Origin of the sequence: Candidatus Symbiopectobacterium sp. NZEC151 (assembly GCF_025962655.1) — a bacterium.
In the GTDB taxonomy this organism is placed as follows: Bacteria; Pseudomonadota; Gammaproteobacteria; order Enterobacterales; family Enterobacteriaceae; genus Symbiopectobacterium.
Window position 1 is genome coordinate 38,521 of record NZ_JAGFPE010000009.1, and the last position, 21,710, is coordinate 60,230.

Here is a 21,710-nt window from a genome sequence, read left to right on the forward strand (position 1 = left end):
ATACCAAAATCAATAATAAAAAACCCGTCATTAATCATCAGCGTATCGATTACATCATCCAGGATGCTAAGGAAAAGGAATTTCCGACATGGACTCTCGAGAATCTCATTTTTTCAGCTATTATTGCTGGATGCTTTGTTGTACCTGGGTGCACAACTCCAGCAACCTCATTATAACAATACCCGATGAAATCACAAGATGATTTATATTTTTCAATATCCTTTACCAGAGCCAGAGCTTTACATAACTCTCCGAGACGCGCATAGAGTAACGCCAGTAATCCCCGCATGATGGTATTCCCAGGTGAATCAGTGCTGAGCGTATCCTCTCCATATCTTACCGCCTCCTGGGTATCACCCAGGAGATAATTGATGATAACATGCAATATTTTAGGAGAGTAAAACGCATCATTGAGATCCATGCACATATTATTCATCTGCATTGCTTTTTCTAAATCACCTTGTCTCACAAGATGGCAAGCATAGTAATAATAAACCTCTGCAACAGTGGGAGCTAATAACATAGCCAAATGAAACTTGCTTGCCGCTTCCTTATTATTTTCAGCGCAAAGTAACAACCCTTGTAAAGAGAGGGCAATAACGTTGTTCGGCTCACTCGCTAATATCTTACCGACAATGATCATCATTTCATGTCGGACGCTTTCGTAGTCCATCAAGCCCAGGTTGGCTACTGCATAGTAAGAACCAGCGATGCGACACAGTTCACTGATACTGGTATCGCCATGTCGTCTTAAGTTTACCGCTTGGGGCATAAACTTCTCGAGCGCTGATAGTGAGAATTGCAATGCATCATGCTGCGCCACTTTTGAGCTCAAAGGATGTACGTTGACCGTCGCCGGATCCATTCCCATCGATGGATCAATCACAGACAAAAGCGTAAGAATAGCCCGGCATAACAGCCGGTAATTGATGTGATGATCGCTCGTGAAATGGACGCCTTCACGATATAACACCGAATGATCCTTTGCCCGCGTCAGTTCAAGCCGGATGATAGATTTTTCACCATGCCGGATTTCCATTCCGGAGATATAATAGTCTGCCTGTGATTTTTCGATTGCAGACAGGTAGCTGCTGTAATCTTGAACGCTACGCGTCAGACAAGACGAAACAACATTAATGGGCAAATCCAGGCAATGCAACCAATCAATCAATTGATCGTGGAGTGAAATGGCCTGGTATCGATGCTGCATTTCAAAGATAAACAATGCAATATTGCATGCTCTCTTTTCAACTGAAGCATCAAATGCGGCCATGTCGCTGTGGCCCGCAGTCAAGGCAGGCAAAGTCGTTTTAGCAGGGAGATTGACGACTTGAACGTCAGGGACAAAACGATAGCCCTTGCCGTAGATATTATCGATAAACCTTTGTTTTCCTGAATGACCCAGTGTGCGGCGCAGAACATAAATACAACGCGTCAATGACTCATCTGAGACCAATCCCCCTTTCCACACATGTTCAATTATTGCATCTTTTGAAATAACGGCGTGTGCGTTTTGTAACATAAAGAGTAATACAGCACTCTCTTTAGGCGCTAGATAGATAGCGCCTTTATCTTTTGTCAGTAATTGACCATTATGAAAAGAAAAACCTTCAAATATAAATTGATGAAATTCCATTTTTACTATTCCTTACGAAATAGAGGCATAACTTTGCGCAATAAAGGAATAACGCATACACTCATCTAACAGTGCTATTCCCAACAAGCGGTAATGACTTTACTTCGGTTTTTTAGAGCAAACAGATGAAACGCTGCTTAAAACGTTTTTCAGGCATATCAGCAGAACAAAAGTGGCAGAACCAACGTCACAGATAATATACGAGAATCGATAATTTTAATCACCGAATTCATTGGTAAGTCCAGGCTAAAACACTAAAAATTCCGAGTAAAAAAAACAACCCCTTCATCAATATAAAATACTGAAAAATTAGTTTAAATTAAAATTTAGTATCGTTAGTTGGCAATATCACTTACATAATAAGTAATTATTGACAGACATTTCCCACTGGTGTTGCTCTCTCGGTTTGGCAGCCACACCCGAAGATTTCTCAACACGCATGTAATCTATGCTATGTGTAGGCATACCAGCCAGCTTTACCTTGTCACATATCATGGTTTTTTTGCCGGGATCTTGCATTGTCGCGCGAATACGCTCCCAAAATTGGCTGACCTGCTTTTCGGACAACTGTGCCAAGGCTTCACCTAAGCGTTTTCCATGTGCCATCTTGGCATATTGTGTACCAATACGGCTTGCATCAAACCACGTGTAGCTCCCCGCCAGGGCATAAAGGAATACCGCTCGATCGAACTTCTGAGCACGAACGCATGCGTTCATTTCAGCATAAAGCGCATCGGGTCCCCCGGAAGCAGCATAAAGCGGATCGGTACGGCATGTTTGTCCTGCAAACTCTAGGCCAGCACTAGCACTGTTTCCGCTATTGCCAGCAGCGCTATCTGGAAGTGAACGAGTTGCAGACTGACATCCCACCAACAACAACGATAGAAACAACGTGCTGGCGGCGAAAAAAACAGGTTTACCAGTCATGATTTTCATCAGGATCGAGCCCATCTGATAACAAGACTTTTTGCATCCAGTCGTTGTACATAAACCGCATACCCCAATCATTTTTTTTCTCCTCATCTAACTCATTGATTATATCGGTGATTTGTTTAATTTCCCCATCAGTTTCATAAAGATAAACGGTGGAGTTTGATAGAGAATTAATCGTTGTCATTGCTTATTTTTCCTTGATTATCATCATTTTCCGATATCAACACCTCACTCGGTGGTGAATACATTTCAAGTTGCGCATAAAGCTTTTCCAATGTTTGCTGGGAAAGCTGTTCACAACTTTCATACATTGATTGTGTGTCAAAAAAAGTATCTATTTGATTATCAACAAACGTTTCTGGTAAAAATTCGACCAGTTGCTCACGATACTTAAATACATATCGTAAATCTTGATGATACTCAAAAATGACGCCCCCTCGATGCATACTATCAATATAGGCCATTAATCTGCGTTTATAGCGGCGTCTGTCGTCAGGAAGAAGAATATAAAAAGGCGTTTTGTCATCTCGACCATCAATCTCATCGGCCCAGCTTTCAAACAAGGCACAAATCACGCTCTCCTTATTGACCGTGTCACTCAGCAAGCGCTTTGCTTGTTGGCGAACCTGCCCGTAGATTTCGTTCACAATGCCTTGTTTGTCCTCAATAAAACGGGTTACTGTTTCAATTGAGGTCATGACTCCGTGTTCATAACCATTGCGATAGGCCTGCTGACGAATTGCCTCAGCATCACGATTCGCCTCTCTGATAATCTTTTTGGCATGTTCTCGGGCCTGAGCAACTACGCTGATTTTCAGATTATGCGTTACACGGTTCTTGTTTGCTAACAGCACATTTTCTTGCAGCATATCAGCATATGACGTATCAACTTCTTTGAACATGTTGAATGGCCATCCTCATGACTAATTCATTATCACCGGTTAATAGTGGTGGCGCATTTCCGCTATCGTCGTCCGGTGGAAACAATAATGGCAGTCGTTCTCTTATTACCGTCGAGACAGAAGAGGAGAATAAATCAATTTCTCTTTTAGCGCACAACGCATATTGCTCAAGAGAATAAGCAGACGCATCCACCTGCTTATTATCAAGAAAATTCAACAGCGAAAACTGCCTGACAGATTTTTCAAGCTTCCACCAGATTCCACACTGAAAAAGAGTGCTCTTATGGCGTTGACAAGCGACCATAAAAGCCGCTTTGGGCAGCAAATGCCAATGCGCAGCTAAATATCGCTCTCTTTCATTATCTAGATCGAGCGGTTCAACCGAAAGGGAAAAATTTTCGATTAAAATATCATTTATAATTCGATGACACCCTGGCGTCGAAAAACCTGGGGGCAGCGAAAAACGTTTGGGATGAATCCAGGATACCGGATTATATATAACATTCAGAACATTAACGTGTTCCCGTTGCGCTTTATGCGTGACGCTTTCCATGAGATTCAAACACTCCGTTATTTTCTATCTTCAGGAGCATCTACACTCGGAGTGGGATCATCCGATGTGCGTTTATTATTACTCTGAATCGGGATATGCTTCTTTAGCTTACCAAAAAATGCATGATGGCTTTGACTAATAAATAACAGTACAGCAGCTAACAAGGCAACGGTTACCACACCAAGGCTTATTAACCATGTCGGTGTGTTAGACTTGGTCGCCTGAATGGATACCGGTGCATGCCGCTGAACATCATTGATCCTGGATAATACGACGGAAATATTATCGTAACTAACATCTTCAAAGCTATTCTTGAGAAAGCGTTTTACATCACTGATCAATAAGGTGGTATCAGTAATGCTGTTATCATGATTGAGCAACGTTGAAAGATGAACGGGCGACTTTTTCCTATCGCCATCGCTGGAGCTCATATCATAGCTGACATGTACGCGAGCAGAAGCCACCCCTGAAATTGACAACAATGAATGTGCCAGTCGTTGCTCAATGCCGGAATAGAGACGCGCCTTTTCAGCACGCGGAGAAGAAACCAGCGCATCGGCAGGAAACATCTGCGCAATATCGATCGCCGGTGGACGTGGCAGCCCATAGGTATTCATTAAATCAACAGAAGCCGAAAAATCTTGAGAACTGACAGAGAGACTGTATCCCTCTTTTTTGATCTCATTTTTGTCAACCTTGATGTTATTGCGCTGTAAAAGCGCAATAACTTCATTAGCCTGTTGTTGATCTAACCCTTTCAGCAAAACATCTTGCTTACAACCTACAAGAAAGACTGCCAGTATGGGAAATAACAGGTATTTATGCATGATTATGAACGTAATAATGTTTCAACAGTACTGACCCCTTTACGGGTCAATGTACTAATGAGTGATACATGTAAGTTATAGTCAGAAGTTCGCTGTTGAAGTTCTGCCAACATTTCAGGGTCTGTTGAAGCATTGGTGTTCTCCAACAATGAGAGCACGTCACGCTGTTCCGCAGACATATTTACCGATTCCCGCGCATAAGCGCGAAGAAGACGATCTTCCAATGACACATGGGCAGATTCTGGCATGGTAATATCATGCCAATTGCCAGACAGCTGTGTCACCATACTGGTGTTATGATTCATAGCCTATTCCTGGTAACAACATTAACGGAAGTTGGTGATAATCGCCGAACCCACATCTTTGTAGACCTTCACAACGTTAGATTGCGCATTACGGTACAGCGTATACTCTGATAAGCGCGATTGATAAATCGCCAACAGCTCTGGATTGGAGGGATCCTTTGCCAGTTCGCCTAGCGCCAGCTCCAATTCTGAGTTAAGTTCTGTCACACCTTTATCAAACGTTGATGATTTATTCGACAAATAACCATTCCATGTAAAATCTGTACTTCTTGTATTTACGTTACTCATATAAAAGCCTTCTTTAAGTTTTAGGGAAATACCAATGTCCAGCGCCAAGCTTGATATAGCTTTGTTCGCCAAATTTAAAAGATTTATCTTTGAACCAATCAGTCTCTAGCTCAACAGAAAAGTGAACATATCGTCCTCCCCACTGTTGATAGTATTGATTGACAAAGTTCTTGATACTTTCGAGCATGCCATCCTCAATGACGCCCAATATGACAAAGGTGATGGTATCGCCATTGTCTATTTCACGAAATGAGAGCGCCATTTTTTTCAATCCTTGATTGGCAATGCTCCTGATTGTTTTATCCTCCAGATCGTCTAGCCTTACTGAATCAATATAGGGAAATTTCTCTTTCAGAGCAGCAGTGAAATCACCGCGTGATTTTTCACTCAATTCATTCCTTTCTGCGCTAATTCTAAGAATCGGATGTTGAGGGTCACTCAGGCGTATCTGATGAAATTTCAATGCAGGCCAGTAAGTTTCCACCCAACGGGAAATTCGCTCTTCTTCACTGGCAATATTGATAACATTAACCTGTTGACGCAGCGGATTTCTGATCATGGTTTGAATAGCCCAGTCAGTCGCTTTTTCACTGCCCGCAAAAACATAAATCCAATTATCACGCGCATACACTATCTGATAATCATCAGAAGCAAAATTCAATAATGTTGAAACATTATCAAGCTGGCGCTGTGTTCCTGTCAGATAACTATAACCCGCGACAAACACAGCGCTGAATAAAGCAACCGCTGCCAATGTTTTATACCACACACTTTTAGCATTCTTTACCGTCGCTGGCATCGTTGATGATGGAACCGTAGCTGTGTCCTGGAGCTCCCCAGATAAGATGGCGTCCGAGAATTCAGAATGTTGATTCCGCCAGACAAATTTTTGTGTTCCAACGGTGATAACTTCATTTTCTAACAATGCTGTCATTGGTGAGCTGTCGTTTGACAGCTCACGCATATAAACGTCGCATGAGTCACCCGATTTAACGATGATCTCGAAACTTACATCCGTTTGTTCAGCAGGAATATAAATAGTATTGTCAGGCATCTGTGTGCCATTATATTGCTTGCTAATCGTATTTTCATCAGTAGAAAGAAAAAGTGTGTTCCCTTCAAGCAAAGCAAACTCACACCCACGTAAAACGCCGTTAAGAAGCCTAACGACTATCCTTTTTTCTTTATCGATATTTCTATCTTCATCCAATAACATTGCTAAATTCTCAAGGGGATCGATACCATTACATTCACTTTTTACAAGATACGCCAGTGGGCCACGAACATCTTGATTCAATAATAATGGAAAATTGATTTCACATCAGATTTGGCAATCAGTGAACTAATGACTGTCAAGAAATAGAATGGAAATGTATATCTTCACATAGAAAAGAAAACACACCGTCAATATAATCAATCCTCATTAGAAAGGAACGCGAGCAAGAGAATAAAAGAAGGGAAAAGAAAGGAATGAGCAATAATCTTGGCAATGGGCCGAGTTAAAACTCGACCCATATTTACATTAATGACACCGTTCATGAATCAGACGGTAGAGATCTTTAACATAGTTAACATCGTCTAGCACATCATCTTTGATGTTAATAGTAAACTCCTGTTCGAGCACTAACATCAGATCCATCATCATAAGTGAATCAGCCAATAGATCATAGTATAGGTGTTTCTCCGGCAGTACATCCACAGAGGAACAATTTATAATAGAGGAAACCACATTATTGATGCGGTCCTCAACGTCTTTATTCATTACAATTCCTTTTAAATCTACAGAGCGAGGCCATCAAGATTACGTCAGGCCCCTTTTACAAGGCTAAACAACAACCGCTCATCATAAAAGTATTTAAAGGCTTACTTTTTAGTAACCCTGTCAGTGTTGAGGTAAGATTGCTTTGCCGTAGCACCTTGCCTTCCTGTCCAAAAAGGACCTTTGTAGGGGGCGTTGCCCGCAGCAGTAGCCCTATTATTATCTCCAGACGATGCGACATCATGGCGCTTCGCCGAAGAGGGCTCTTTAGACGTGCTCGCGTTGGGCACGGTATCTGCCAGCAACACATTCTCTTCTGTTTCAACCTTAGTGGTTTCAGGTGCAACAGGTACTTTTTGCTGAGTGACACTTACGACGCGCTCAGCACTACTTGCAGCCGGAGTGGTTGCATCCGTGTTATTCACAACGCGTCTTTCACTGGTGTTGCTCAAGACCTCTTTGCTCAAAGGTTCAGCATCACGCCCGGTATTACGTTGCACAGTTGGAGCACGGCTGACGGTGGCTGCGTTTGAATCCGATGCATATTTCTTGAAATCAGCAGCGCCGGTCCTACCCGTTCTGCGCGGTCCGATATAGATATCAGACTTTTGCTGGTTGATACCCGCCGCCCCCGTCAACGACGGTTGTTGACGCGTTGCCTGTGTTGATAAAGTAGCAGTAGTGGCTTTTTGAGACGGTGTCTCAGACAAGTCTTGCGCTTTCTCGTTGGCTTTACTCCCGTCAAGCGCGACAGGTTTTTCTGCTTCTGTTACGTTTGTTCCTGGAAGCGGCTCTCGGCGTCCAACCGGTGTATTGGTTTCAACCATCGTTGTTTTTGCTGATTGCCAATAACGCTTAAACTCTGCGGCCCCTGTTCGTCCGGTCCTGTTTGGCCCGATATAGCCATCAAACGAAGGTTTATCACCCGCTTGTGATTGAGGCTCAGAGGATTGCACAATCGCTGCATTGCTTTTGGCTTTGGTTAACGTCGTAGCAAACTGCGCCCGTTGACGAGTGAATGAAGCGGCATTGAGCGCTTGATTCACTCCTCTATCGCTAGCAGGATTTTCTCCTGCCTTAACGTGAGGATTACGGTTACTGATATTCTCATCAGGTGAACGATCGCCATCGCTTTTTACCCCCGTGCCGGCATCGTTAGAAGGCGTAACGGGAGACGCATTCGTCTTATTAAACCGCCCGCTATCAGCGGTTATCGATGCAGACTGCTTGTATTGCTGAAATTGCGCAGCTCCCGTTCGTCCCGTGCTAAAGGGCCCCATATAAGTAGTCTGGTGTGCGGCCACCGGAGAACCATGGTTACCCACTACCGGAGGCTGTGCCCGTTGGACAGAAGTGCGCATATTCAGTTCGACATTGATGTCTGGCGTTAAAGAGGCCTCTCTTGGTAACGCCGGTCCATCGATATCATCAACCCCAGCATTCCCTCCCACGGTTACTGGAGGAGTCTGCGTTTCATTGGAAGGCTTGTTGATGTTAGCCGTAGTATCTGACGTGCCAGCCTTTGCCTCAGGCCCGTGCGGTTCATCACTGTGTCCCCTGGTATCAATATCACGGTCAGATTGCTTCTCCGGCGCATTCGTAACATTCTGATGCTGAGTGGCTGATGCAGTGGCAGAGGCGGGAGATTTCTCCTCTTGTCCGTTAGGTGGGTTAACAGCTTCCTTCATCGAAAAACGACTATTATCAGTAAAATGGACACTGTTATCATTAGTCGTAGTGCTGTAGTCATTATAAATATACGTTGGGCCGGGTGTTTCTTTGCTCATCCCATTATCTGGTTTTGAGGGTCCAGTGTTTCTAGTGTCATTAATCTGATCTGCATTCTCGCGTTGTAGAAAGTCCTTGAACAGATCTAATTTTATGGGTTGATGATTGAGCAGTGCATCCAGGCGATGAAAGTGGCTACTATCATTGATAGCACTTTCCATTCGATCAAAAACCTGCTTCGATTGACGAAACGAGATATCTTTCCATTTGCTGAGAAGCGTCGCTCTCTGGTTTTTATCTTGCATCATATTGATCTTACTCTCAACCAAACGATCAATAACAGCATTGTGATTTAAACCTTTGGCGATAACTTGAGCAGCATTTTTATTAACACGCGCATCAACATCCTTAAGCACACGGGTCCCTTTGAGTAATGAACCCGCAAAGGGTGAATTTGCTGTTAGCCCATGTTTATTAACGTTATCAACATAGAATTGAATATCTTTTTTAATTTCTGCGGTGTCAGGGGCAACAGAACGCGTCGATGAGTCGCTTAGCATTTTAAGCATGACAACGATTTGCTTAACTTTAGCCACTGCGACAACGTCGTTATCGGCTTTAGATAAAACGGTGAAAAACTTATCAAGACCTTCAATGCTGCCATCTTTACGCAAAAAAGCCATTGCATCGTTTTCACTTTGATTAATAAAAGTGAGGCTACTGTCCAATGAATCAAAAACATTATTAAACGCCACAGCGTCATGCGTGTTAGACGGTGACGCACCAATGTTTTCGCTCTTAGCCTCATTTTTATTTGAACCCGATCTCACATTTCTGACTTTTGCACCAAGCTCAGCGTTTTGGGTTCGCGTTGACAGCCTTGGTGAGCCCGATGCTACAGAGGCTTTTCCTGGTGGAGGTAAAAATTGCACCTTTGCTTGCGTTATCGTTTTTAATGATGCTACAGGGTTATTCCCGCCCTTACTGCCAACGCTGCCTGGAAATGTATTTGGGCGAATTGGTTTCGATATACCAGCCCCGATCATCGTGTTATTTGAAAAACTCATGATATCGCCCCCGTTAAACAAAGAATTGTTTATCGCACTCCAAAAGACTTGAAATTGTGCTACTCAATACTTTAACCAAATTATCAAAGGTTGAATGCGCGTTCGCAAACTTCTGCGTTAATGTTTGCATGCTATTTTGGATGTGATCTTTTTGCATATCAACGCCTGTCTGCCATGCAGACCATTGTGCAGCGTTGAACGACATACTTTTATCTTCCACTGAGTTATAAATGTTCTCCAATGGACTAATATCAATATGAACGATATAAGTACCATCGAGTAACTGAGAAATACAGTCATCAGCGCTGAGCCCAAACTCTCTTGCCCAGTCTTCACACTCCTTATAGCTAGCCCCTTGAACCGTAGACCCCGTTTGAACAGGAAACAATGTCGTTGACATACCTGGAACAGGATATTTGCCCATCAATTCTTCAAGACTTTCTCTGAATTTTTTTCCATCCAGGATAGTTTTATCCCCATCCGCGGAAATGAATTGTGGCAACGTGGACATAAAATCAGAAAAATCTTTATAAAACTGAGCATTTTTCTCAACAGCTTGTTGAAAAACATCTAAATAACTTTCAGACATTTCCCCAATAGCAGTAGAGAGTAAATCATTAATCTCTTTGCTTGATAAGGTGCTGAACAAACCAGTATTCGAGAAGCTAGAAATCAGGGCTGCATAGGCATTTCTTTTTTTGTCCAACTCCGAGTAGACCAGTTCTTTTGCAGCAGGCGATAGGGCCTTACTCTTCAATTCAGGATTCTGCGAAAACATATCATCAAGAACATGCATTCTTTTTTGCACATCATGAACGAGAAGCTCTCTCCGAGCCTGGATAGTTTTCATTTCATCAAGAAGGCCACTAGTATTTAACGTTTTTAAAAAACCTTCGAGCTTTCCTCCATCAGCCATGATAAAGGAAAAAGGGCCGAGAAGAATGCGATGCGCACCATCACTGCGGGGTGATATACTCATAGCATCAGCAATGGGTTCCTGCACCAAACTATTATTGGCAGATTGTTCGCGTGAATAATTTTCAACCCGAAATGATGGCCGTGTTGTAGATAATATTTCCATATTTACCTCAGAATAAACCGCCTGTATCAACAGGCGGTTTTATAGCGTTATTAATGTTTAGCAATTACATTTTGGTATTATTGGCAACAACACTGGCAGTGTCGCTGATGCCTCTCGCGATATTTTCAAGCGTGGCCAACAATGCAGATTTCAGCTTTTCAGCATCCTGAGCACTCTCATCGTTTCTTTGGCTCTGCTGCATAAAGACATCTTTATCAAATTGCCGCAATTGCTGTAGGCCATTCTGCTCAGCCTGGCTCAATATCATCTGGGAAGAGGCAATGGTTCCCATCGCCATTGCTCCGCCCTGTAGCCCTTGCCCAATAGCAACTTGTTGCTGTGAGGCGCTTAGGGTAGATTGGAGTTGAAATTCCTGCTTCTGCGCCAACACGTGTTCACGAGTGGCAGATTGCTTCAAGCGGGTCATATCTTGCGCCCACATCGGATCATTCATATCCTTCCCGCGTGAAAGCGTTGCTTGAGCATCAAGTTTATTACCCAGGTTCTTGTGCTGAGTAATTTTGGCGCCCTGGATCTCATACCCTTTAATCGCCTGGCTTTGTCCTTTATAAGACTTGATTCCGCCAGTCAACGCCATACCACCGGTCACAAAGCTACTGGTAAGATCTTTTTTAAGCTGCTCTTGAGCAGCCTGCATGCTGTGCTCAACGGAGCGCTCGAGACTTTTCTGGCTTTTCTCCAACATACTGGTTTTCATGTCACGTTCAGCATGCTTGAACAATACTGCCGTTTTCGCCAAGTCGATGATGGGTTCAAAACGCGTACTAATGTAACCACCGAGAAACTTTGTCGCAGCCATGATTTTTTCTGGCCCACTCGCTATTTCTTTCTCCGGTATTACAGCGATTTTTTCATTCTGTGCAGGCATCAAAGCGCCATTTTGAGAATACAAAGCAATTTGTTTGTTTAACAAATTAGCATCCGTATCAGAAACCGGCTTGGTGATGTCAGGAATTCGAATATCAATACCGACAAGGTGACTGGAGGCTTGCTGCACTAACATCGCTCTATTTTGATTGATGTCGGTGGCACCTAAAGGCCTGGAACTCGCTTTCTCGATGAAACTGGTATTATCCATACCTTTGCGATGCATCTCATCAGGAAGAGCACTCGACCGCGGCTGGAAACTGGTATTATTGGGGTTTGAAATAGATACTGCCATAACGCCTCCTATTAGGCTCTGATATTTCTTACAACACTCTTCCCAGTGTTGGCTTTACTGCTTAACATGTCAGACAAAGTCATATTTATCGATTGAGATGCTTTGCTATCTTCTTCATGATTAGCAAGAATTTTACTGATGAGATCGCGCAAAATGGTGACATCCATTGCGGCCAAATTAAAATCAGCAATGGCCTTGGTGGCCTGAAGCCGGATATTTGAAATATTAATGCTCATTCCACTTTGAACCACAGGCATCGCCGTGTGAACGCCGTTTTGCAACATTTCCAATCGTTTCAATGCAATGTTACCTAAGCGTTTCGCATCTTCTGGATCGCTTAATTTCAATACCTTCATAACATTGGCATTTACTTTATCTGAAATGTGATCCAGTTTTTTATTGATTTCCCGTGTCACTCTTCCAACCTGGTTTGTTACAGATTGCATACTTCGACTCAATGCCGCACTCCCCTGTCGCATAGAGTTATTAACAAGTTGCGGCATGATTTTATTAATGACCTGCGTTATCGCCTGCTTGATTGACTGCATAATGGCAGAGGTCATTGCTTGCGACATTTTTTCAATCATAAATTTGGCCGCGGTTTTAGCCACCAAAGAAATAGCAACAATGGCAGCAATAGTTACTGCGGCAGTGACCACCATATGGATGGTATCCATCATGTTGGCACCCGTTGCTTTATCGATAGCATTTAGCAGCAAGCCGAGTGGTGTTTTATCAAAAATTTGTGTGACAATATCACCCAGGATATTCATAAGAGGCATAAAAACATGCTCCATGAGGGGATTCATCACCATTTCTGTTAATGATTTACCGGTTATAGCAGCAACAATCGGGTCAGCGACCATCAAGCCGATACCTACAGCCATCAACGCAATGCCACCACCACCAAATACAGTTGTAATTGCCCCCAATGCGATCGCCAGGCCACCTAAAACTTTTCCAATACAGCTGGCCATTTTTTGCGCTTCTTCCGCTTTTCGGACCTGCTCTTCGTATTCATCAGATTTACGCTGCATTTCTGCCTGACGTGCTTTGGTTTGAATACGGTTCAGTTCAAGGTCATTTTTCAGTTTTTCTGCTGAGGCCTCTTCCATTTGCATAATAAACTCGGTGATCAGCATGATCATGACAGCCGTTTTAGTCAGCGCCTTCTCTGATTGCGTCACTGCATTGCTGGATACGACGCCACCTTTAGACGTCATATCTACATCGCCGTACTTGCTATTCATTTCTGCCGTGCTGGCATTAATGTCATTCAAGACGCTCTGCATCGCAGCACGCTTTTGCTCGGCAATCAGGCGCGCATCGGATAACGTTGTTTGAGCAAGGCCTAGCGCTTTTTGCGCATCAGCCACCTCCTTTTTGGCCTGCGTTACGTCAGGATTGTCTGCCAGTGATGGATCATCAGGGTCTGTCACCCCTAATTGTTCTAGCAACTCAGCCAGTGAGCGCTGCGCCTCATCAAGCTTGCGTTGCGCTTGAGCCACGTCATCACTTGCACCGTCAACCCCCTGTTGCGCCTGGGAAAACTCCGCCTCAAGGCCATCGTAGGTCTCATGTAACGCATCCAGATGTGCTGACAGCTCACGAGCTTTATCCATACGCGCTTCAGACTGAGTCAAAAACACTGCCAGGGCATTGGCACGCTGGGTGGCGTCCATCCCGCTGGCGATCTCCTGATATTGCGCCATTAAAAACAACATTTGGGCTTTGCTGGTTAACGGTGTCGATTGGCGGATCGTGGGTAACTCGACACTCTCCGACGTTAACGATGCAGTTTGTGCCGAAACATCGTCAGCAATAATTTCTCTGGCACGCTGTTGGGCCAATTGATCAAGAGCCTTTCCCTTTACCTGAGAAATATGTGTCTTCGTTGAAATTGCTTCGCTTACTTTTCCAGTGGTGGATGGCAAATTCGCAAGATTTATCGCTTTACCTGTTTTGGAGACATCCATTTATTTAAGGCCTATGAAATTAAACTGTTTCCTCAGAGGGCTTAGCATTATTTAACGCTTCACCCTCTCCCATGTTTTGCCGAATAGTACTCATATACGTTTTAGCTTTGGCAACTAAAGATGAATCTTCACAGCGTGAGCAAATAATATCAAAGCACTGTAATGCTTTAACGACATTGCCCATGAGCAGTTGACACTGCCCAGAATAAAAGACAGGATTGAAATCACTGTCAGCCATGACATAGGCCAGTGAATAAAAATCACACGCTTTGCTGTAATTTTTCTTTACCTGGTTAACGGCCCCCAAACCAATAAAGTAGTCTGGGTTTTTAAGATCGTAGAGGCAAAGGAAATGGAACAAATTCTCCGCTTCATCTAACTGGCCATTTTTATACGCCTGATAAGCATACGCATAAACATTTTCCATCATGTCATCAGTAATGCCATGAATTTCTTTTAATGTCGCCCCATGTTCCAATGTTGCCGTCATTAATAGCGCTGCTTCCTGCTCCGTGATAACACCGGTATTTTGTTCCATTTTTACTCTCCTCAGTAGGGTCATCGCTTACTGCTGATGACCGTTATTAAACCATGCGTTTATTTGATATTCACATAAAGAACGCTCATTCACCGTGTGTTTACGGTGGTGATGCATCTTCATTTTTCCAAGCATTTTCAACTTGTTGCAACCACACAAGGATACCAATGACATTGTCCAACTCCTCAAGACTGACAAAAGAGTATCGTTGGTGTGTTTTAAATATTCGTCGTGCCAACTTAATATCTTCAACAACAGGAACCCCCACCTTCTCGGCGTAAGCTCTGACGGCAAGCGCCCTCTGATTTCTCTCAAGTACAGAGATAAATGGAATACCTACCACCTCCATATTGAGATAGATCCCCACGGCAATATGCGTTGGGTTAGCAATAATCACTGCTGATTTTTCAATGTCAGTTTTTACTTGTTCAGACAATAATTCAGCATGCAGTTCTTTACGCTTAGATTTTATTTCCGGATCGCCGTCCTGCTCTTTGAACTCTCGTTTAACCTCTTGCTTGTCCATCTTGAGCTCTTTTATATGAAGAAAGTACTCAGCAAGCGCATCCAATACAAACACCAAAAGCGCACAGGATAAACACAGATAGATTAATGCGCCAAAGAGTTTCCCCCATACCAGGAATATTTGTACAGGTTCAGCATTGAGCTGAGAAAAAACCATATGTTTGTGTTTGTTCCAAAATATCATAGCGGCGATGATAAAACTCGTCAGGAAAAGTAAGGTTTTTATGACATCTTTTATCGTACGCAAACTAAATAACTTTTTGAAACCGTTAGCTGGGTTCAGCGCATTAAAATTCAGTTTTAGCGCTTTACTGGCAAGTAAAAAACCGGTCTGCAATAGCGTTGGAAACACTGAGGCAGCAATACAAAGCAATAAGAAAGGTAAAAATAACTTTAGCCCCGTCCAAAACATCGCTTCAGCATAGCCCAGTGCATCATGAGTGAAGCCATTTTCGATGACGAGTCGCCACATGGACATCAACTCGAAGACACCAGAAAAATTAATCAGGTATTGCACGCCCAGCAATATCAGACAAGCAATGACCAAATCTTTACTCTTAAACGACTGACCTTTTTTCGCCGCGTCTTTTTTCTTTTTTTCAGTCGGTTTTTCCGTTTTACTTCCAGACATAAATTCCCTTTGTACGTCAGGTTCACGCTTACTTGATAACCACTACATCACCAGCCAAGTAGATCAACAGGATAAAGGCGTAAATCAATAATGCGGTCGGGCAATATGGGGGTGAAATAGAGCAGTAACAGCAAGAATCCAATAAGGCTCTTAACCGTCAGTGCCAGCGCAAAGGCATTCAACTGGGGAGCAAACCGTGCCAGCAACCCCAAGAAAAGCTCAGACAACAAAAAGATAATAATTAGAGGGCTCGCAAGAATAACGCCATTCTTCACCACCAAAGTAAGGAAGCCGATAACGGTACGGTATGCCGGCATATCCAATTGATAAGGTTGCCATAATTGATAACTTTTCTCGAAAACCTCCAGCATTAACAGCAGCCCGCCGCTTTGCAACACGATAACGGCAGCAAAGAGGTTGAAGAAGTTAGCCAGCTCGGAAGTATCCACGCCTGAAAGTGGATCAATACTGCTACTCAGGGTTGCACCACGCTGATTGTCGATAAAACTGCCCGTCGCGTGCATAACCCAACACGGTAAGCACAGAAAACCAGCAATAATCAGGCCAACAACTAACTCCTTACCGATTAAAATCAAAAACCAGATGTTATCGTACCCGGCTATCGCTTCTCCCGTGTGCGGCCACAACACACTACCAGTGAGCAGGGCAACGGGTAACCTGATAGCGCCAGTCAACGTATTATTGTTGAAAAACGGCAGCAATATAAACGCAGGCATCAGGCGAGCAGATACCATAGCCATTTCATAAAGCCAGGTGTGAAGATCGAAAAACAGTCCAGTAAACATAGTACTTATCACGCAAGTGCAATTCTTATTACTTCGCGAGCATAATTCAGCATAATATCGCCATACCACCCGGAAATAAGAAACAGACACAATGCTACGCTCAATAACTTGACGCCAAAAGGCAATGTCTGTTCCTGAAGCTGAGTTACCGTCTGAAATAGACCCACCAGAAGCCCTACTATTGTGGCTACGGCAATGGGTAATACAGACATTGTCAAAATCAGGTAAAGCGCTTTATTGCCTGCGAACGCTATTTCATCCATGATGACTCTCCACGTCTATGACGCCAATTCCAGGTATTGTGTTACCAACCCTTTCGACAATAGCGTCCATCCATCTAACACAACAAAGAGTACCAATTTAATGGGGACTGAAATTGTCACAGGACTCATCATCATCATGCCGAGCGCCAGCAAAATACTGGATACCAATAAATCGATAACAACGAATGGCAGATAGAGGTAAAAACCGATCTTAAACGCACTCTTTATTTCACTTAAAGCATAAGCGGGCAATAATGCGAGGATAGAAGTACGTTCTTCTTCATGTGCTTCACTATCGGGGTTATCTCCGCGTTGAAGGTGAGCTCGCTCAAAAAACTGAGCCAATTCAGCATCCGAATATTTTTCAAGATAATCCCGATAACTATCCAGGCCGTTTTCAACAAAGTGTATAACCGATTGGCTGTCTCTGGTATCGACATTGGCTTGCTGAAGTTGTTCATAGCCATTTTTCACCACGGGTAACATGACAAAAAAGGATAAAATCAACGCTACGCCATTCAATGTCATGTTTGAAGGGACTTGCTGAAGTCCCAACGCATTGCGCACCATAACAAAAACGATGGAAAACTTTATATAACACGTTCCGCATGCGATCAAAAAAGGAAGAAGCGTTGAAAATGCCAGTATCGCAATCAGAGAAATATCATTGCCGTGAGACATCACCAGCCTCTTGATAAATATCTTTTATTTCAATACCCAAACGATCCTCAATCCACACCAACTCACCTTTGGCAACAGGCACACCATTAGCAATAATGGCTATATTCTGTTCTGCATCAGGGTGACACGGAATAACCTGACCGTGATAAAAGGATTCTAATTCCGCAACGGTGAGGGTGCTTTGTTGCAATACCACATTGAGCTTTACTTTAATCTCGTCACGCGATCGTACCGGAGTAACCGCGACCTCGTTTATCTGCTCTGACAACGACAATTCGCCTTCACTTTCTGACATTGCAGTACCGTCCGTTTCATCAAACATAAATCCCTCCTCAATTTTGATAAAGCGCCCCAAAACATGGTTTGATGAGGCAACTGTGCATTCTTCATGATTCACCAATATCACATCACCACGCTGAACCCGTTTCAGCAGAGCCGTTGAAATATGGCTGTAGCCAATTTGAAACTGGATGGATAAAGGCAAGGCGTCCGCATTTAAATGGCGGATACCCTTATCCACCGGTGGGTGGGAAGGAAAGCGATGCAGCCATACGCGCCCTTGCGATGTCATGCAGGCGTAAGCCTGCGGTGGAACAAATGATGTCTCCACCCGACCTTTGCTTTCCAGACGTTGGTAGGCGAGGTCTTGCGGCAACCCATCAATAGGCTTTACGCAATTAATGAACAGGGTCTCCAACTGCGCTGGCGACCACGATGCACTCGACAGTGCCGCGCTTTGAGGCACTCGGTGGCAAAACCATCTCTCCAGATCGATAATGCCTTCCCACCCGCTATCTGCGATAAAATGCAGCAGGTGATTGCCGGGCACCAGGCGCTGACACACGTCAAAGCCTTGGTCCTGCCACGCTTTCACGCTGAGACGCTCGGCTAGCTCGCGCTGTGAATAGCCGCGTAGATGTTGACCAATCACGCATTTTCCTCATCGGCAAAGGTGTTTTGCTCTTTCTTTGGCTGCTCATCTTCCTCAGAAAACACCCATTCCGGATCGCCTTGCCCCTGGCCCTCATAATCCGCTAATCGCTGGTGAACCAACGGATCAGACACGTGCAAAACATGCGGTGCTTTGGCGTGCCCGCCTAACAGCACATTGACCTGATGGCCATCACCCCAATCCGAAAAGCGGTACAATAATTGGCTCTCTGACGTGGTCTCATTTAACGCTGCGTTACCGAGGTTTCTGAGCATTGCCTCAGAGGGGAGCGTCTGCCGGCCCGTCCCTGCGAACGCGTTATCAGCACCACGTGCCGCAGTATCCCCCGTGAAGGCGCGGTGTTGCGCATCGCTGGTTAGCGGAATACCAGAGGGTGAATGCTCTCTTTCAGGTCTGGGGCCAGGCGCGTCTGAAGGCGCACCGGTAGAGGGCAAAACAGTCGCATCGGCTACCTGAACCTGACTCACTATCGCGTGGGAAAGTGGCATATCACGACGCTCCTGAAGTGCCATGGCGCCAGACTGCCCCTGCAACCCACCGACTAGCGCCATTTTTTCTCCCGCACCGGCAGAAAAGGCGGATAAATCATGGTGTACTGCTGTTTTACTCGTTGGTATACCCTTAGCGAGCTGCGCCTCAGTAACGTTGCTATTGGTTGCCCTGCTCACCGCCGTGCGCGTTTCTGGCTGCATCGGCAGATTGACTTTTCTTCGTCCGGTTTCGCTCCATTTGCCCAGACTGGCATGCAGTTCCGGCAGTGTTGCGCATAGCGAGGCGTGAGAAAGTGCCACAGGGGGTAAGGCACTTTCCTCGTGACCTTTCTTCCCCTGTTTTGCTTTTTGCTTTATGGCATTTAAAACAATGTGTTCTAAACTTTGCGTCGCATTTTCTTCCATACCGGGATTGCTCCCGGAAAAAATGGCTTTTACTCCAGTTAACGTCGCCATGATATTCTTTCCTCTATCTCGTTATCTTCAATTTTGGCATCTCTGATGCGCTTATTTTTGCGAACCTGATGTTGTAGCGATTCATATTTCTTTATCTTTCTGTCCAGCTGTTTTCTTTTTTCGAATATCGCCAGACGCTCCTGTTCACATTGTTCCTGTTCAAGAATTTTTTGAGATTTTTGAACTTTGATGTCCGCCAATTTTCTCTTGAGTGCACCCTGTCGCCGTTGTATCGCGAAGATTTTTGCTTTATTGGTTTCGCCTCCGGGATACAAACTTCGGCTGAGCATCTCAATGGCAGAGATCTCTTTTTCGTAGCTATCTATCTGGGTGATTAATGTGTTGTGCTCACTTTTTTTTCTATTGAGCAAAACATCATTACGTTGAATTTTTAATGCAACGTGCCCAACCAGCGTTTTCATCTCACGAAGCATGACGTATCATCTCATCAGTTATCGTATTGAAATCAGCGTGTTCATCGACACGTTGTTTTAGCCAGGCAAACAAGCGATCGCGTTTATTCATCGCGCGATCGTTCTCTTCATTCTCACCCGGTTGGTATTCGCCCAGATCGACAAAGAGTTGCAGCTCATCAATTTTTGCTAAAACGCGACGCAGTTCGCCCGCATAGTGAAGATGTTCACTGTCACAAACCCGATTCGCGACGCGACTAACGCTATTCAGCACATCAATCGCCGGATAGTGATTTTTGGCCGCCAATTTGCGACTCAGGTAGATATGCCCATCGAGGATTGAGCGAATCTCTTCCGCAATGGGATCGGGCTCATCATCACTTTCCAAAAGAATGGTGTAATAGGCCGTGATACTTCCCGTTTGGGTGACTCCCGGGCGTTCCAATAGCTTGGGCAAGGCATCAAATACCGAAGCCGGATAACCGCGCCGCGCCGGTGATTCGCCCGTTGCCAGCGCCACATCGCGTAGTGCCCTGGCATAACGCGTAATCGAATCCAGGAACAGCACGACATTCATGCCTGCGTCGCGAAAATATTCAGCAACCGTGGTTGCAACCTGCGCGGCATTGCAACGATTCAACGATGAATAATCTGAAGTCGCGTACACCAAAACACACTGGCTCTGACGATCGGACTGGCGCAATGCTTCAATGAATTCAGTCACTTCACGCCCACGTTCACCCACCAGCGCTATCACAAAAACATCGGCTTGTGATTGCTCGATAAGCATGTGCATCAAAGTCGTTTTCCCGCACCCAGCCGATGCAAAAATGCCCATGCGCTGGCCCACACCACAGGTGATCAGCCCATCAATGGCCCGGATTCCGGTTAAAAACGGCTGCTGAATGCCTACTCGGTCCTGGTACAATGGGGGCGGCGCATCAATGGTGCGACGCTGCCAGGCAAAGCCTCGCTCCTCTCCCGCTAATCGCTCCACAACCTCACCGAAGGGGTTCAACACACAACCCAGCAGGTCGTGACTAAGTCCTACCGACAGCCCTGTCCCAGTAGGACAAATTACCGCCTCTCGCGACAAACCTTGCGCATTGCCTATCAAGCTCAGCAGTGTGGTATCACCATGAAACCCCAAAACCTGAGCACGAGCCAAAATCTCTGGCTGGCTCCAGCCTTGGCGAACCTCGCAGACTTCCCCGACAGTCACGCCGGGCAACCGCGCTTCAATAATGGAGCCAGACAGGCGCAAAGGATGTGCTTGTTGACGTAAGAGCTGCCGGTTCGCCATTAGCGAATCACCCCCAAAAAGGCGTCTTGCAGTTGGAAGAATTCGTCCATTGCATCAGCAAAGCGCACGCCGTCAGCCAGATAGTCAGGATGTACTAATCCTTTTAATTCAATGGTGTCATTGTTAATGGAAATCTGTAATTGCCCAGTCATCGCAAAATGGCACCCATCCATAATTTTTTCCTGAATTTGCGCTGATTTTTGCTGCAATAATCCGGGGGTGTTTTCGCTGAGCTGAGACCAGATCCATATTTGCCCATCAACATTACTGATTAACAAACTGGGATAATTTTCAAAATCGAGCGCAATGGTTGAATGACCATCAAAATCACTCAGAATGGATTCATCCACTCCACTGTGCAGTAGCGCATCGCGAACCAACGTTACAATATCAATATACATTTCAGTTATTCC

At 44.7% G+C, this 21,710-nt stretch carries 24 protein-coding genes; all 24 read right to left on the reverse strand.

Annotated features, from left to right (window positions below; all coding sequences use genetic code 11):
* Positions 1-49 precede the first annotated feature (49 nt).
* Entirely contained in the window at positions 50-1,636 is a 1,587-nt protein-coding gene (locus tag J5067_RS21120; RefSeq protein WP_264651941.1) for a winged helix-turn-helix domain-containing protein, read from the reverse strand.
* 348 nt (positions 1,637-1,984) lie between these two features.
* On the reverse strand, positions 1,985-2,572 hold the full coding sequence (locus tag J5067_RS21125; RefSeq protein ID WP_264645834.1) for a hypothetical protein: 588 nt from the start codon (positions 2,570-2,572) through the stop codon (positions 1,985-1,987).
* Positions 2,553-2,753: a hypothetical protein gene (locus J5067_RS21130; protein ID WP_264645833.1), complete on the reverse strand. Its 201-nt coding sequence runs from the start codon at positions 2,751-2,753 to the stop codon at positions 2,553-2,555. The genes J5067_RS21125 and J5067_RS21130 overlap by 20 nt, the downstream gene beginning before the upstream one ends.
* Positions 2,740-3,471 carry a hypothetical protein gene (locus J5067_RS21135; protein ID WP_264651942.1) on the reverse strand — a complete coding sequence of 244 codons (732 nt, stop codon included), beginning with the start codon at positions 3,469-3,471 and terminating at the stop codon, positions 2,740-2,742. The genes J5067_RS21130 and J5067_RS21135 overlap by 14 nt, the downstream gene beginning before the upstream one ends.
* Entirely contained in the window at positions 3,455-4,024 is a 570-nt protein-coding gene (locus J5067_RS21140; RefSeq protein ID WP_264651943.1) for a hypothetical protein, read from the reverse strand. Before J5067_RS21140 ends, J5067_RS21135 begins: the two co-directional genes overlap by 17 nt.
* Before the next feature lie 17 nt (positions 4,025-4,041).
* A complete protein-coding gene (locus J5067_RS21145) occupies positions 4,042-4,851 on the reverse strand; it encodes an EscJ/YscJ/HrcJ family type III secretion inner membrane ring protein (RefSeq protein WP_264651944.1) in 810 nt (269 codons plus the stop codon).
* 2 nt (positions 4,852-4,853) lie between these two features.
* Complete coding sequence (gene sctI / locus J5067_RS21150) at positions 4,854-5,156, reverse strand: type III secretion system inner rod subunit SctI (RefSeq protein WP_264645829.1); 303 nt, start codon at positions 5,154-5,156, stop codon at positions 4,854-4,856.
* Between the two features lie 21 nt (positions 5,157-5,177).
* Positions 5,178-5,444 carry a type III secretion system needle complex protein gene (locus J5067_RS21155; RefSeq protein ID WP_264628614.1) on the reverse strand — a complete coding sequence of 89 codons (267 nt, stop codon included), beginning with the start codon at positions 5,442-5,444 and terminating at the stop codon, positions 5,178-5,180.
* Between the two features lie 13 nt (positions 5,445-5,457).
* Positions 5,458-6,660, reverse strand: coding sequence for a PrgH/EprH family type III secretion apparatus protein (locus tag J5067_RS21160; protein WP_264651945.1), 1,203 nt, complete (start codon positions 6,658-6,660; stop codon positions 5,458-5,460).
* Positions 6,661-6,966: 306 nt separating this feature from the next.
* On the reverse strand, positions 6,967-7,206 hold the full coding sequence (locus J5067_RS21165) for a phosphopantetheine-binding protein (RefSeq protein WP_264645826.1): 240 nt from the start codon (positions 7,204-7,206) through the stop codon (positions 6,967-6,969).
* Between the two features lie 101 nt (positions 7,207-7,307).
* Positions 7,308-9,998 (reverse strand): hypothetical protein, encoded by a 2,691-nt coding sequence (locus tag J5067_RS21170; RefSeq protein ID WP_264627805.1) that lies wholly within the window; start codon positions 9,996-9,998, stop codon positions 7,308-7,310.
* A 13-nt stretch (positions 9,999-10,011) separates the two neighbouring features.
* On the reverse strand, positions 10,012-11,079 hold the full coding sequence (locus tag J5067_RS21175; protein ID WP_264645824.1) for an IpaD/SipD/SspD family type III secretion system needle tip protein: 1,068 nt from the start codon (positions 11,077-11,079) through the stop codon (positions 10,012-10,014).
* Between the two features lie 64 nt (positions 11,080-11,143).
* Entirely contained in the window at positions 11,144-12,262 is a 1,119-nt protein-coding gene (locus J5067_RS21180; RefSeq protein WP_264645823.1) for a hypothetical protein, read from the reverse strand.
* Between the two features lie 11 nt (positions 12,263-12,273).
* Complete coding sequence (gene sctE, locus J5067_RS21185) at positions 12,274-14,238, reverse strand: type III secretion system translocon subunit SctE (protein WP_264651946.1); 1,965 nt, start codon at positions 14,236-14,238, stop codon at positions 12,274-12,276.
* A gap of 19 nt (positions 14,239-14,257) precedes the next feature.
* Entirely contained in the window at positions 14,258-14,776 is a 519-nt protein-coding gene (locus J5067_RS21190) for a SycD/LcrH family type III secretion system chaperone (RefSeq protein WP_264645821.1), read from the reverse strand.
* 100 nt (positions 14,777-14,876) lie between these two features.
* Positions 14,877-15,932, reverse strand: a complete 1,056-nt coding sequence (locus tag J5067_RS21195) for an EscU/YscU/HrcU family type III secretion system export apparatus switch protein (protein ID WP_264645820.1) — start codon at positions 15,930-15,932, stop codon at positions 14,877-14,879.
* 47 nt (positions 15,933-15,979) lie between these two features.
* Positions 15,980-16,738, reverse strand: coding sequence for a type III secretion system export apparatus subunit SctT (gene sctT / locus J5067_RS21200; protein ID WP_264645819.1), 759 nt, complete (start codon positions 16,736-16,738; stop codon positions 15,980-15,982).
* Between the two features lie 8 nt (positions 16,739-16,746).
* On the reverse strand, positions 16,747-17,001 hold the full coding sequence (locus J5067_RS21205; protein ID WP_264645818.1) for an EscS/YscS/HrcS family type III secretion system export apparatus protein: 255 nt from the start codon (positions 16,999-17,001) through the stop codon (positions 16,747-16,749).
* Between the two features lie 15 nt (positions 17,002-17,016).
* Positions 17,017-17,682, reverse strand: a complete 666-nt coding sequence (locus J5067_RS21210; RefSeq protein ID WP_264651947.1) for an EscR/YscR/HrcR family type III secretion system export apparatus protein — start codon at positions 17,680-17,682, stop codon at positions 17,017-17,019.
* Positions 17,666-18,613: a FliM/FliN family flagellar motor switch protein gene (locus J5067_RS21215; protein ID WP_264645816.1), complete on the reverse strand. Its 948-nt coding sequence runs from the start codon at positions 18,611-18,613 to the stop codon at positions 17,666-17,668. Before J5067_RS21215 ends, J5067_RS21210 begins: the two co-directional genes overlap by 17 nt.
* The gene (locus tag J5067_RS21220) at positions 18,610-19,581 is read right to left on the reverse strand and encodes a hypothetical protein (protein WP_264628531.1); all 972 of its coding nucleotides are present in this window, start codon (positions 19,579-19,581) and stop codon (positions 18,610-18,612) included. The genes J5067_RS21215 and J5067_RS21220 overlap by 4 nt, the downstream gene beginning before the upstream one ends.
* Positions 19,569-20,015 (reverse strand): hypothetical protein, encoded by a 447-nt coding sequence (locus J5067_RS21225; RefSeq protein ID WP_264645814.1) that lies wholly within the window; start codon positions 20,013-20,015, stop codon positions 19,569-19,571. The genes J5067_RS21220 and J5067_RS21225 overlap by 13 nt, the downstream gene beginning before the upstream one ends.
* Entirely contained in the window at positions 20,005-21,297 is a 1,293-nt protein-coding gene (gene sctN, locus J5067_RS21230) for a type III secretion system ATPase SctN (protein ID WP_264651948.1), read from the reverse strand. The genes J5067_RS21225 and sctN overlap by 11 nt, the downstream gene beginning before the upstream one ends.
* Positions 21,297-21,698 (reverse strand): SPI-1 type III secretion system chaperone SpaK, encoded by a 402-nt coding sequence (gene spaK, locus J5067_RS21235; RefSeq protein ID WP_264628241.1) that lies wholly within the window; start codon positions 21,696-21,698, stop codon positions 21,297-21,299. The genes sctN and spaK overlap by 1 nt, the downstream gene beginning before the upstream one ends.
* Positions 21,699-21,710 lie beyond the last annotated feature (12 nt).